The organism is Mesorhizobium sp. WSM2561, from assembly GCF_000513915.1.
In the GTDB taxonomy this organism is placed as follows: domain Bacteria; phylum Pseudomonadota; class Alphaproteobacteria; order Rhizobiales; family Rhizobiaceae; genus Mesorhizobium; species Mesorhizobium muleiense.
This window is the reverse complement of sequence record NZ_KI911325.1, coordinates 174,239-187,673: the sequence shown is the minus strand read 5'-3', so window position 1 is coordinate 187,673 and position 13,435 is coordinate 174,239. Positions and strand designations below refer to the sequence as shown.

General features: G+C 63.2%; 11 protein-coding genes. 8 read left to right on the top strand and 3 right to left on the bottom strand.

Going from position 1 to position 13,435, the window contains the following annotated elements:
• Positions 1–63 precede the first annotated feature (63 nt).
• From M727_RS0135260 to hutC, 5 genes are read left to right on the top strand one after another with little or no spacing between them, the layout of a single operon-like run.
• Positions 64–1,008 (top strand): ABC transporter permease, encoded by a 945-nt coding sequence (locus M727_RS0135260; protein ID WP_027156433.1) that lies wholly within the window; start codon positions 64–66, stop codon positions 1,006–1,008.
• Positions 1,005–1,805: an ABC transporter permease gene (locus M727_RS0135255; protein ID WP_027156432.1), complete on the top strand. Its 801-nt coding sequence runs from the start codon at positions 1,005–1,007 to the stop codon at positions 1,803–1,805. The genes M727_RS0135260 and M727_RS0135255 overlap by 4 nt, the downstream gene beginning before the upstream one ends.
• Positions 1,806–1,839: 34 nt before the next feature.
• Entirely contained in the window at positions 1,840–3,162 is a 1,323-nt protein-coding gene (gene hisD / locus M727_RS0135250; protein ID WP_027156431.1) for a histidinol dehydrogenase, read from the top strand.
• Between the two features lie 6 nt (positions 3,163–3,168).
• Positions 3,169–4,191: an alcohol dehydrogenase catalytic domain-containing protein gene (locus M727_RS0135245; protein WP_027156430.1), complete on the top strand. Its 1,023-nt coding sequence runs from the start codon at positions 3,169–3,171 to the stop codon at positions 4,189–4,191.
• On the top strand, positions 4,188–4,919 hold the full coding sequence (gene hutC, locus M727_RS0135240) for a histidine utilization repressor (RefSeq protein WP_027156429.1): 732 nt from the start codon (positions 4,188–4,190) through the stop codon (positions 4,917–4,919). Before M727_RS0135245 ends, hutC begins: the two co-directional genes overlap by 4 nt.
• A gap of 196 nt (positions 4,920–5,115) precedes the next feature.
• Here hutC and M727_RS0135235 read toward each other — a convergent pair whose 3' ends face one another.
• From M727_RS0135235 to M727_RS38980, 3 genes are all read right to left on the bottom strand, one after another.
• On the bottom strand, positions 5,116–6,465 hold the full coding sequence (locus tag M727_RS0135235; RefSeq protein WP_027156428.1) for an SLC13 family permease: 1,350 nt from the start codon (positions 6,463–6,465) through the stop codon (positions 5,116–5,118).
• A gap of 226 nt (positions 6,466–6,691) precedes the next feature.
• Positions 6,692–8,212, bottom strand: coding sequence for a malonyl-CoA synthase (locus M727_RS0135230; RefSeq protein WP_027156427.1), 1,521 nt, complete (start codon positions 8,210–8,212; stop codon positions 6,692–6,694).
• 22 nt (positions 8,213–8,234) lie between these two features.
• Complete coding sequence (locus M727_RS38980; RefSeq protein ID WP_084647043.1) at positions 8,235–9,629, bottom strand: malonyl-CoA decarboxylase; 1,395 nt, start codon at positions 9,627–9,629, stop codon at positions 8,235–8,237.
• Between the two features lie 200 nt (positions 9,630–9,829).
• Between M727_RS38980 and M727_RS0135220 the strand changes: the two genes are divergently transcribed.
• From M727_RS0135220 to M727_RS0135205, 3 genes are all read left to right on the top strand, one after another.
• A complete protein-coding gene (locus M727_RS0135220) occupies positions 9,830–10,480 on the top strand; it encodes a GntR family transcriptional regulator (RefSeq protein WP_027156426.1) in 651 nt (216 codons plus the stop codon).
• Between the two features lie 268 nt (positions 10,481–10,748).
• The gene (locus tag M727_RS0135210) at positions 10,749–11,222 is read left to right on the top strand and encodes a hypothetical protein (RefSeq protein ID WP_027156425.1); all 474 of its coding nucleotides are present in this window, start codon (positions 10,749–10,751) and stop codon (positions 11,220–11,222) included.
• 178 nt (positions 11,223–11,400) lie between these two features.
• Positions 11,401–13,401, top strand: coding sequence for a sigma-54-dependent Fis family transcriptional regulator (locus M727_RS0135205; RefSeq protein WP_027156424.1), 2,001 nt, complete (start codon positions 11,401–11,403; stop codon positions 13,399–13,401).
• Positions 13,402–13,435 lie beyond the last annotated feature (34 nt).

The following is a 13,435-nucleotide window of genomic DNA, read 5'->3' as shown; positions in this document are numbered from 1 at the left end:
CGGTCGGCCGGTGCTGCGCTCGTGCTGCACCGGCTCCTTCACGACGTCGGTTACGGATTTTTCATGCGGGCAGCCAGGACAGCCTATCCCCTGACATGGCGCATCATGGATGCGTTGGAAGGCGTTGCCGCCGCTATCTGGCCGGCGCGGTTCAGGCGCGCTACGCCCTATCTGATGCTGCTTCCGGCGGTGCTGCTTGTCGGGCTGCTCGTGCTTGGTCTCATCCAGATCGCGGATGCCAGCCTGCGCACGCTCGACACCACCACCTTCCAGTTCTCCGACGACTATTCCATCGCCAATTTCCGCCGCGCGCTGACCGAGCCACTGTTCCTGGTCGTCGCGCAGCGCAGCCTCGTTGCCGCCCTGATCGTCACCGCGGTGACGCTCGTCTTCGCTTTTCCCTACGCCTATCTGATGGTGCGCACGCGTTCGCCAGGATTGCGCAAATTCCTGCTGATCGCGCTGTTCCTGCCGTTCTTCATCGGCCAGGTGGTGCGTGCCTATGGCTGGCTGATCATCCTCGGCAACCAGGGCATGGTGAACGAGGCGCTCGGCCTTGTTGGGGTCGCCCCGATGCGGCTCATCTATAACTACCCCGCCGTGCTGTTCGGCCTCGTCCAGTACATGCTGCCGTTTGCCGTACTGATGCTGGCGCCGGCGCTCACCGCCATTCCCGAAGAGCTGGAGGCAGCCGCTGGATCGCTCGGCGCGAACTGGGTTCGCACGTTCATCCACGTCGTGCTGCCACTCGCTCGTCCAGGCTTCGTCGGCGCCGGCGTGGTGGTGCTGACGCTTTCGCTCACCGATTTCGCGGTCCCCGCGATCCTTGGCGGCGGGTCGCAGGATTTCATCGCCAACGCCATCTACGACCAGTTCTTCCGCACCTCCGACCAGGGTCTCGGCGCGATGCTGGCGCTTATGCTGGTCGCGCTTGGGTCAATCCTTGTCGGCTTGGTGTTCGCGTTGTTTGGAGCCGGAACGCTCGCCATGGGGAGGTCGCGGGCGTGAGCGGCTCGCGCAGCAAATCGATTGTCCTGTGGACCCTGGTGACGATCGCCCTGGTGACCCTTTCGGCGCCGACGATCGTTGTGCTCGGCGCTTCGTTTACCGGCGGCAACATCATTACGTTTCCGCCGGATGGACTGTCGCTGCGGTGGTACGCGCGTATTTCGCAGGCCTCCGACCTGCGCAATGCTTTCCTGCGCACGCTCCAGGTCGCGACGGTCTGTACGATCGTTGCCATTCCAGTGGGCACGCTGGCGGGCATCGCGCTGGCGAAATATGCGGTGCGTTTTGAGAAAACGATCCAGATCTATCTGCTGCTGCCATTCACCATCCCGCTGATCGGATCCGGCATCGGCCTCATGCTGATCTTCGGCAACGCCGGCATTCTCGGCCAGCTCTGGCCGGTCGGGATCGCCTGCTGCGTCATCAACCTGCCCTTCATGATCTGGGCGGTCACGGCGAGCGCCACCGGGCTTGACCCGGATCTTGAACTGGCCGCCGCCAATTGCGGCGCGCCGCCGCTCCAGGTGTTCTTCTCCGTAACCTTGCCGGCGGTCATGCCGGGGGTGATCACCGGCTCGCTGCTGATGTTCATCCTGGCGCTCAACGAGTTCCTGGTCAGCCTGCTGCTCGTCGATGCCCGCATCGTGACGCTGCCGGTGCTGATCTACAACTCCATCCGCTCGATCATCACGCCGGATCTCGCCGCGATCTCCGTGGTCTTCATCGCCTGCTCGGCTGTCGCCGTTTTCCTGCTCGACAGGCTGGTCGGGCTCGACATCTTCCTGAAATCGAAATGAGGAAAGCCGGCTCGTCGGGCCGCAAAGGAAATCTATGCCAAACGTATCATTCCACGACCTGAGCCAACTCGACGCCGCCGCTCGTTCGGCATTGATGCGGCGCTCAGAGACCGATCTCTCTGGCTTTATAGAGAAGGCCGCACCGATCATCGAGGCGGTCCGAACAGAAGGCGACGCCGCGCTCGTTCGCTTTGCCCGCGACTTTGACAAGGCAGATCTCGATGCCACGCGACTGAAGGTCAGCCCCGCCGAGTTCGACGCCGCCTTCGGCATGGTCGACGAGGACGTGATCGCCGCCATTCGCTTCGGCATCGACAACATCCGGCATTTCCACGAAGAGCAGAAACCGGAAGCGATGTGGCTCAAGGAAATGCGGCCCGGCGCCTTTGCCGGTGACCGCTTCACGCCGATCCGCTCGGTGGCGCTCTATGTCCCGCGCGGCAAAGGGGCGTTCCCTTCGGTGACAATGATGACCGCAGTGCCCGCAGTGGTGGCGGGCGTCCCGGAGCTTGCCATCGTCACGCCGCCGGCGCCCGATGGTTCGGTGGACGCAGCGACGCTGGTTGCGGCGCGCCTCGCCGGCGTCGAAACGGTCTACAAATGCGGCGGTGCGCAGGCGGTCGCCGCGGTCGCCTACGGCACAGAGACGATCAAGGCCGCGCTCAAGATCGTCGGTCCAGGCAGCCCCTGGGTGGTTGCAGCCAAGCGGCTGCTTGCCGGCGTCATCGATCCCGGCCTTCCCGCCGGTCCGTCCGAAGCGATCATCCTCGCCGACGACAGCGTGCATGGCGGACTGGCCGCGCTCGACCTCCTCATCGAGGCGGAGCATGGACCGGACTCGTCGGCCTATCTGGTGACCCACAGCCGCCGCGTGGCGGAGGAGGCACTGGCGGCGCTGCCGGAGCACTGGGCGCGCATGAGCGAGCAACGGGTCGCGTTCTCCACCGCGGTGCTGACCGGCGCCTGTGGCGGCATCGTGCTGACGGCCTCGATCGAGGAGAGCTACCGCTTCATCAACGACTACGCGCCGGAGCATCTGGAGATCCTCTCCACCGACCCGTTCGCGCACCTTGGCCACATCACCGAAGCTGCCGAGATCCTGATGGGGCCGCACACGCCGGTCTCGATCGGCAATTTCGGGCTGGGCCCCAACGCCGTGCTGCCGACCAGTCGCTGGGCCCGTACTTGTGGACCGCTGTCGGTCACGGATTTCGTCAAGCGCTCTTCGATCGGCTACGTGACGGCCGCGGCCTATCCGGAATTCGCGCGCCATGCCCGCACACTTGCCCGCTATGAAGGCTTCTCCTCGCATGAACACGCCGTCTCCGGCGTGCGCGACCGATATCTGGCGCGGTAGCGGACGATGAAGGCGGCCAGACTCCATGCGGCGGGCGATTTGCGGGTTGAGGACGTGCCATCTCCCGGCGAACCGGCGCCTGGATGGGTGCGGCTCAAGGTGACGGCCGCCGGCATTTGCGGCTCCGACCTCCACAACTTCCGCACCGGCCAGTGGATCAGCCGCGCGCCGAGCGTCGCCGGGCATGAGTTCGCCGCCGAGGTGATCGCCGTCGGGGCCGGCGTGTCCCAGTTTGCGCTCGGAGACCGGGTCGTCGCCGATTCGCGCTTCTGGTGCGGCGAATGTCCTGCTTGCCGCGCCGGCCTGCATAATGTCTGTGCCACACTGGGCTTTGTAGGCGAGGTCTGCGACGGCGGCTTCGCGGAAGAGACGCAGCTGCCGGCGCGGCTGCTCCTGCGCCATGACCCGGCGCTCGATCCCGCAATCGCCGCCATGGCGGAGCCGCTGGCGGTCGCCCTGCACGCAGTGCGGCGGCTGTCGGCGCCGGCCGGGGCGCCGGTGCTTATCGCCGGTTGCGGCCCGATCGGCGGGCTGGCGGCGCTGCTCCTGTCGCGGCGCAGCGAGAGACCGGTGCTCGTCGCCGACCGCAATGCAGCGCGTGCGGATCTTGTGGCCGAGGTGAGCGGCGCGACCGTCGTCGACCTGGACGCCCTGCCCTGCGATCCCAATCTGCGCCATGCCCCCGATCTACGCTATGCCGTCGACGCGACGGGCAGCGTGGCGGTGATGGCGCGGCTGCTCGATGTTTTGGCCGGCGGCGGCACGCTGGCCCTGGTCGGCATTTCGCATGGCCGCCTCGACCTCGACCCCAACTTGCTGGTCGAGCGCGAGATCGCCCTTGTCGGCTGCCACGCCTTCGCCGACGAGCTTGCGCCGGCCGTCTCGATGCTTGGCGATCTCGCGCCCGCGCTTTCGCGCTTCGTGTCCGACGAGATCGCGATCGGCGAAATTCCCGCCGCTTACCAGCGCCTGATCGCCGGCGTGAGCGGCGGGTTGAAGACCATCGTCCGGATGGAGAGCGGACGATGATCAGGCTTACCGAAACCGCCGGGCCGCTCTACGAAAAGGTCAAGGACTACGTGCTCGGCAATATCGGCAGCGGCAACTGGCCGAAGGACCGCAGGCTGCCTTCCGAAAACGAGCTGGTCAGCACGCTCGGCGTCTCGAGGATGACGGTGCACCGGGCGCTGAGGGAACTGACCTCGGAAGGCCACCTGCTGCGCATCCAGGGCGTAGGCACCTTTGTGGCGCCGCCGAAACCGCAATCGGCCCTCATCGAAATCAGGAACATCGCCGGCGAGATCGCCGCGCGCGGCGCGCGCCACAGGGCCGAGGTCGTCGTGCTCGAGAAGATCCGCAACCCGGCGCTGGACCTCGTCGTCGCCTTCGAGTTCACGCGCCGCAGACCGGTCGCCCATTCGATCATCGTGCATTTCGAAGACGATGTGCCCGTCCAGCTCGAGGAACGCTTTGTCAATCCGGCTCTCGCACCGGACTACCATCGGCAAGATTTCGTGGCGACCACCACCTACGACTATCTGCAGCGGGCGACGCCGCTGACGGAAGTGGAGCATGTGATCTCGGCCGTCGCCGCAGAAGAGATGGCGGCCCGCCATTTGAAGATCCGACCCGGCGACCCCTGCCTGCTCCTGCATCGGCGGACCTGGTCGGGCGCGACGGTCGCCACCGTCAACAAGCTCACCTATGTCGGCAGCCGCTATTCGCTGGGCAGCCGCTACGCGCCCTCGCCCGCATGAGCAGCGACGGCCCGCCAGGCAAAGCGGGCAGCACTATCGGCCCAACGGCTGCCTTGACAGGGAAATCAGTTCTGCCTGCGCCGCCGTTTTCTTGTTGACGCCGACCAGATCAGGTTCGGGAGTCGAGCCTGGCCGCCGGCCAGATTGCACCGGAGCGGCCAGACTGATTGGGAATGTCCGGAAAGCGGCCGACCGTTCAAACCAACCCGGGGACCACGAAAACCAGCCAGGCGATGACAGGGCCGATGACGGCGATAAGCGCGCTGTAGATCAGCAACGTCTTCAGCACGCCCTCGCGCTCTGCTTCCCGGGCATTGGCGACGACCAGCGCACCGTTGGTCGAAAACGGGCTGGTGTCGACGATGGTGGTGGAGATCGCGATCGCCGCAACCACACCTATGGCACTGATCTGTCCCTGCAGGAGGAAGGGCACGGCCAGTGGAATGATGGCTCCCAGCAACGCCGTGGATGAGGCGAATGCCGATACAATGGCGCCGGTGAAGCAGAGGAGGAGTGCAACCAGCAGCGGCATGCCCAGGCTTGAAATGCCTTGGGCGACGTAGTCGATCGTGCCGATCTTCTCCATGACGCCGACATAGGTGATGATGCCGGCGATCAGGAGCACCGTCGACCAACTGACCTTGTCGATCGCTGCCTTTTGGGTCTTCGGCGAGAGGAGCGCAAGCGCGACCGCGACGGTGATCGCCACAAGGCCGACATTGAACTTGAAGACAAGTGCGCCGACCGCGAGCGCGGTTAGGCCGACTAATGTCGTCAGCCTTTCCGTCGTCAGGCCGGAAAGCGCCGACACGTTTTTTGTCTGCTCCTCAAAGACGTGATGGCTGATCGGAGTAGCCGGCGTGCCGCCGTGGCCGACGATTGACTGCGTCACGCCCTCGGGGTGGAGGTCAGGCAGCGGTCCCGACGCGACCGAATACTTATGCAGCACCTTCGAGCCGCCGAAGACGAAGAATACGAGGACGGCGATGGCCAGGTTGAAGAAGAAGCTGGAGAGAAACAGTGATGTCGGCGCGAACGGCAACCCCGCCTTTTCGACGATCTGGTTGGTGATGCCGCCATAGACGCTGATCGGCGAAAAGCCGCCCGCCTGTGCACCGTGAATAACCATCAATCCCATCATGACCGGATTGATGCGGTACTGGAACGCAAAACCCAGCGCCACCGGGGCCAGGATGGCCACCGCCGCAGGTCCGAGCGCACCGAAGCCGGTGATGACGGCCGCGACCAGAAACATGACCCAGGGAATCCAGGCCACATGTCCGCGCACCAGTTTGACCGCGCCCTCGACCAGCCAATCGATAGTACCGTTGATCTGGGCGATGGCGAACAGGTAGGTGATGCCTACCAGTGTCAGGAAGAGGTCGCTCGGGAAGCCAGCAAATATTTCCGCCGGCTTCATAGCCATGACGAGCGAGCCGACCAGAAAGGCGCATGCGAAGGCGAGTGCGCCCATATTGATCGGCTGCATGGTGGCGATCACGAACATGCCGACCAGCAGCGCGATCGACAGAATCTGGATGTTCATAGCTTCCTCCCTCGGGAAACGCCTTCAGGCGCCCGTTCTCATTTCCATCGGTGGGTAGATCAGCCTGCGTTGGTCTCGCTCCCAAGCACCAACGCAGGGTCGTCAGCGCCTCCTAGAGCCGGATGATTTCAGGTCAAGTCGACCTGAAATCTGAATCCGGCTCTAAATCAAAGAGATAGAGCATGATGTCGTCCGAAAACCGCTTCACACTTTTCGGCATCATGCTCTAGGAGGCGGGCATGTAAAGGTTGCTGAACCGGTCGCGCAGAAGGTTCTTCTGCACCTTTCCCATGGTGTTGCGCGGAAGGTCCTCGGCGAAGATCACCCGTTTCGGCTGCTTGTAGCGCGCAAGGCGGTCGCGCAGCGCGTTGAGCACCGCCTTTTCGTCCATTGTGGCACCGGGCTTGAGCACCACGATGGCCGTCACCCCCTCGCCGAAATCCGGATGTGCAATGCCGATGACCGCGCTCTCGGCGACACCGTCGAGTTGATCGATCTCACCCTCGACTTCCTTCGGGTAGATGTTGTAGCCGCCGGAGATCACCAGGTCCTTGTCGCGGCCTACGATGTGGAGATAGCCCGCCTCATCGATCTTGCCGAGGTCGCCGCTGGTGAAATAGCCGTCCTTGGTGAACTCCGCCGCCGTCTTTTCAGGCATCCGCCAATAGCCCCGGAAAACGTTCGGGCCCTTGATCTCGATCATGCCGGTTTTGCCTGGTCCGAGCGTCTCGCCGGTGGCCGGATCGGTGACCCTCACCGACACGCCCGGGAGTGGGAAACCTACTGTCCCTGCCCTTCGCTCGCCGTCATAGGGGTTTGAGGTGTTCATGTTGGTTTCGGTCATGCCGTAGCGTTCGAGAATGGCGTGACCGGTGCGCTGCTTGAATGCGGCGTGGGTTTCAGCGAGCAGCGGCGCCGAGCCGGAGATGAACAGCCTGATATTGGCGACCGTCTCCCGGTTCAGGCCCTCATGCTGAAGCAACCGGACATAGAAGGTCGGCACCCCCATCATCAGCGTCGCCCGCGGCATCAGAGAAAGGATTTCCTCCGGATCGAACTTTGGCAGCAGAAACATCGAGGCGCCGGCGATGAGCGTGACATTGGTCGCCACGAAGAGCCCATGCGTGTGAAAAATCGGCAGCGCGTGGATCAGCCGGTCGGCTGCCGTCACCTGCCAGCATTCGCGCAGTGCTATTGCATTGGACAAAAGGTTGTCGTGCGTCAGCATTGCGCCCTTGGAACGGCCGGTGGTTCCAGATGTGTACAGGATCGCGGCGAGATCGTCAGGCGCGCGCGCCGCGTCGAGAAAATCGTCAGACTCGTCCCGGGCCAACTCCATGAGCGACCCGGCGCCGTCCGCATCGAGCGTTTCGACAATCGCGCCGTAGCCGTGCGCGATCGTCTCGACATCAGTTCGCGACTTCGAGGAGACGATGACGAGCCGCGGTTCGGCGTCACCGATAAAATAGTCGAGTTCAGCCAGCGTATAGGCGGTATTCAGCGGCAGATAGATCGCCCCGCAGCGCACGCATGCGAGATAGAGCATCAGAGCCTGCGGGCTCTTGTCCACCTGGACCGCGACGCGGTCGCCCGGGCGAACGCCGAGCACATCAATTGCGCTGGCGATCTGTCCGGAGAGCCGCAGCGCATCTGCATAGGTCCAACGCTGACCATCAATAGTCTCGATGAAAATCGACTCGCCTGACTTGGTGGATGCTCGCATGGCGTCGAACAGATGATTGCTCATTGAACTCCTCCCAATCTGCTTATTAGGTTTTCTGCATTTCGGTGCGGCGTCGACGAACCGGGGCCGCGATATCGGTGTCGGTCGAAGCGGTTGCCGCCAGTTTTCTCACCTCCGGCGAAGCAGCGATCTCGCCATGCTGCGCCAAGGCTTCGTGGTTCGCCTCGATGTCGTCCAACTTGTAAAAGTAGTTGACCATCAAGCCCTGGGACTGTCGCATCGCCTTGGCGGAGCGATCGGCGAGGAAGTTCAGCCGTTCAAGGCGAGCGCCGTTGCCCAAATGAAAACGCGCCACAGGATCGACCGGCCGTCTGCCGGTGGCCCGTTCCCTAATGAAATAGCGTGCGGCGAGCGGGAGAAGCACCGCTTCAACGAGCCGTGCCTTCTGCGGATTGTCCGCCCAGTTCGGATCGTCCAGCAGCTCGAGCGTCTTGAGGGCCTGATCATCGAGGCTCGCATCGGCCGCCTTGCGCAGTCTTGCCAGCCAGCCAGCGAAACCCGGAACCGGCGACAGCGTCACGAAGGTCTTCAAGCCAGGCAGGTCGCGGCGCAAATCCTCCACCACCTGCTTGATCAGAAAATTCCCGAAAGAGATGCCACGCAGTCCGTCCTGGCAGTTGGAGATCGAATAGAAGACAGCGGTGGTGGCGTCCTGGGCCGTGATCGGCGAACGGTTTACATCGAGCACATCAGCGATGGCAGAGGGAATCGCCCTGGTCAGCGCAACCTCGACGAAGATCAGCGGATCGTCTGCGAGACGCGGGTGGAAGAACGCAAAGCATCTGCGGTCGGCTGGAGCTAGCCTCCGCCGCAGTTCCTCCCAGCCGGCGATTTCATGCACCGCCTCGTATCTGATGATCTTCTCCAGGATGTCGGCTGGCGTGGACCAGTCGATCGGACGCAGGGTCAGAAAACCGCGGTTGAACCATGAGCCGAACAGGTGGGCGAAGTCGGCATCGACAGCGCGAAACGGTTCCGTCGCATCCTTCATGGCTAACAGGCGCTCGCGCATCTCCACCAGCCTTGCCGTGCCTTTGGGGGCCAGGTTCAGTCTGCGCACCAGTTCCTGGCGACGCGGCTCGGCGGCCTGGTGCAGTTCGATGACGGCGTCCGAGCTCCTGTCGCTGCGGTAGCGCTCGATGGCTTTGTCAAGCTTGGCGATGTCTGGGCCGAACTGTTCGTGCAGCATACGCACGAAGTCTTGCTGACCGGCCGCGTCCAGTTGGGCCCAGCGCTGAAGGACCTCGGCGGCCAATGCCATGCCCGAGGCCTCGCCCCGGCTCGACAACAGCATGTCGCAGAGTGTTTCGATATTCGTCTCGGCTTGGACCGGTTCGCTGCGCGCCCCTGCCGCAACCAGCCTGCGGCCGCGATCGGTAATGCTTTGCACCATATCGCTAAAGAACGAGATGCCTGCCATGTCGGAGTCCCTCCTGGCAAAAAAATCGAAATCGGCGCAAGCAGACCCGCCGCGCGGTCTCGACGCGTGCCGGTGCTCGGATGCGCCCACCCATTTGTGTGCAACTTGCCTTTTGTGGTATCGTTAACTAGACATTCTTGTACGCAAAGTCAACGTTCTTGCATACAAGATTTATCATATTGCATTGGAAGGCCCAAAAAATGTCGGAGAATGTCGTTCAGCGCCTACGTGACGAGATTGAAAACGGCATAATCTCGAACGACTTCGCCCCCGGTGCACGACTGGACGAGGTGCAATTGGCAACACGCTTCGGCGTCTCGAGAACGCCGGTGCGCGAGGCGCTGATGCAGTTGAACGCAATCGGGCTGGTGGAGATCCGGCCGCGCCGGGGTGCCGTGGTGATCGATCCGGGACCGCACCGCATTTTCGAAATGTTCGAGGTGATGGCGGAACTTGAAGGCTTGGCCGGTTCGTTGGCCGCGCGACGGTTCACCGATGCCGATCGCACAACCATCCTGGCCGCGCATGCAGATTGCGAGCGTTCGTCTTCGGCCGGCGACAGCGACGCCTATTATTACGATAACGAACGCTTTCACAAAGCTATCTACACTGCCAGCCACAGCGGTTTTCTGGCCGAGCAGTGCGTCGCACTGCATCGCCGTCTGCAGCCCTACAGGCGTCTCCAACTGCGCGTGCGCAACCGCGTTGCCACGTCGTTCGCTGAGCATGGCGCGATCGTGGAAGCAATCCTCGCCGGCGACGCGGAGCAGGCGCGCACGCTCCTGCGCCAGCATGTCAGCATCCAGGGCGAGCGTTTCAGCGATCTTGTAGCGACGATGGCGAGCAGATAGTCCGTCACAAGTCGAGCCTCTCGCCTTTCACCGCCGCCTCAATGAAGCCAAGCCGCATGCCGAGGCCGGCATGGCAGCGGGCGTGCATCTGAGCAAGCGGGCGTTCCGATTATCGGAAATCCCGTGTAGCAGCCGCCTGCTACCAGCAAAGCAAATTTTGGCGCTATCTTGATATGAATGGCGAACTTCGCCGAGGCGGTGTAGGGTTCACCGCAAAAGAAGAATTGAGCCGTAGAAACGGCGACGCGGAGCGAATCTGGGAGGATTCATGGTCGAGATTATCTCCAAGCGGGATGGCCCGCGGCGCGAGGACGCACAAGTCAAAAGACTGATCGAGCAGAACCGCTCGACCATCGTCCGCCTTGCCGACCAGATCAGCGGTGGCGGCTATTCAGCTTCCAGGAAGCCACGACAGCAACCAAAGGCGGAAGGTCTGATCATCCATGTTGGCGGCAGTGCCGCGCCTGTGACCGAAGCCAAACCGTCCATCCATGTCACCATGAACGGCCGCGTCATCTCGAAGGATCAGAACACCGGCCGTCAACTTCATCACATCGGCGATATCCGCGACCGCGGCGGCGACCAGGTCTTCGTGCTGGCAACAAAGCAGAATGGCTTCTTCTCGCCGGTCGACGAAATCGTTGCCGAGGCGCTTGCCGACATGGACGGATCCCGCCTCGCTGCCACCTATACCGAAGAACAGCTTGCCTTCGACATCGGCGCGAAGCTCGGCATCAACTGATCAGGCTAACGCCTGGGCGTGCTTCTTCACGTCCAACTCGCGGCAGCCTACGAACGCGACAGCATACAGAAATGGCATACCTCAAAGGTTCTGTGATGACTGAATGAAACGCGAGATAGCCCCCAATCAGATGAAGATCGATGCCCTTCCGGCGCGTAGGTCGCTGGCCACGGGCCAAATGGCTCTGAGCAACATCGACTATGACGAGCGTGCCACCATGCGCGCCTGGGAAAGTTTCCTGGCCGACGAGCCCAAATGCGCCGGCGATCCAGTCCACCCAAGCCACGTCCGCTCCCTCATTCACGATTCCTGGTATCGCAGTGCCACCGGCGGCATCAACGCCCAAGGCATTGAAGCGCCGCTGAGCAGTGATCGCGACGCAATCGAATATCTGACTCGGGCCAATGCAGAACTGCTTTCGGCGGCGCGGCGGTCGTTCGCCTCGCTTGGCCAGTTACTGGACGGGACCGGCGCGATGCTGGTTCTGGCCGACAGCGACGGCGTGCTGATCGACGCCATCGGCGACAAGAAGACGCTGCATGACGGCATGGATATTCACCTCGCCATCGGCGGCAAATGGAACGAGGATGCCGTCGGGACGAACGGCATCGGTACGGCGCTGTGGACCGGCGAGCCGACTTTCGTGCATGCGGCCGAGCATTTCTGCGCCGGCATCAAATCCTGGACCTGCGCCGGCGCGCCGATTCGCGACCCGTTGGACGGCAAGATCATCGGTGTGGTCGACCTGTCAGGCTATTCGCCGATCTTCAGGCCGCACAACACCGCGCTCGTCGCCGCGACAGCCCGGCAGATCGAAAAGGCATTGGCCGAACAGCAGCAGGAACAGCGCACGCGCCTGCTCGAAGCTTTCATTTCATCGGCTCCCAGCTACCGCCGAAAGGACGGGCTTGTAATCGTCGACCACCGCGGTCGTGCCATCTTCTGCAACAATGTGCCTGATGGCGAGGCCACTGAGATGATGGACGGCCCGATGGAGCCAGGCCGTGGCCGCTGGCTGATGAACCTTCCGTCCTCCGGCTCCGAAGCCGACCTTGCCAGGGCGCTGCCGGCCCATCTGCGATCCTGCCATATCACCCCGCTGAAGCTCGATGGCGACCTCCGCGGCGCGGCGCTGGTGTTCCCCTCCGTGCCGGCAGTCTCCAGTGCGGCGGTGGTCCACCGGGAAGTGAACAAGCATCTTCAGGATGCTGTCGCCATGATCGTCGGCGAAAGCGAAGCGCTACATGCCGCCATCGACGTCGCCTGCCGCGTCGCCCGGTCGAGCAGCGTAACATCGCTGTTGGTCGAGGGTGAAACAGGGGTCGGGAAAGAGCTGTTTGCGCGGCTTGTCCATGCCGGCAGCCGGCGCACGGCGAACGATCCGTTCATCCCCATGAATTGCGGGGCGATCACCAGGGACCTGTTCGGCAGCGAGTTGTTCGGCCATGTCGCCGGCGCCTTTACCGGCGCCTCGCGTGAAGGCAAACCGGGGGTTTTCGAGCTCGCCCATGGCGGCGTCCTCAGTCTCGACGAGATCGGCGAATTGCCGCTCGAGATCCAGCCGTTTCTGCTGCGTGTCCTGGAAGAGCGCGTGGTCAACCGCATTGGCGACAGCCGGGGCCGCCCGGTGGATGTGCGCCTGGTCGCCTCGACCAATCGCGATCTCAAGCAAGAAATTGCCGCAGGCCGATTCCGCCGCGATCTCTACTATCGAATTGGCGCGGTTTCGATCACTGTTCCACCGCTGCGCGAGCGCGGCGAGGATGCGGTGCTGCTGGTCGAACATTTCAACCGGCAGATCGCCACCGCAGCGGGCGAGGACCCGCTGGAATTTTCGCAAGAAGCGCTCGATGCCCTGCTCGCCTATCAATGGCCGGGCAATGTACGCGAACTGAAGAACCTCATCGGGCGGCTGCATGTCCTGGCGCGGGGCCGAGATATCGGGCTCCACGATCTCCCCGGTGAAATCGCGGCGCCCAGCGCCACGTCCGATGATGGCAAGACCCTGTCAGCCGAGTCGCCTGGAGGCACACTCGTCGAGGCGGAACGCCAGGCGATGAAGAACGCATTGGCAGCCGAGGGCGGCAATCTCAGTCGGGTCGCGCGGCGGCTCGGTATTTCCCGGCCGACGCTCTATCGCAAACTCGACCAATACGGCATCCGCCGCGGTTTCCTCTAGGATCAGAACCCGTCACCGGCACAAAAGCGCCGCG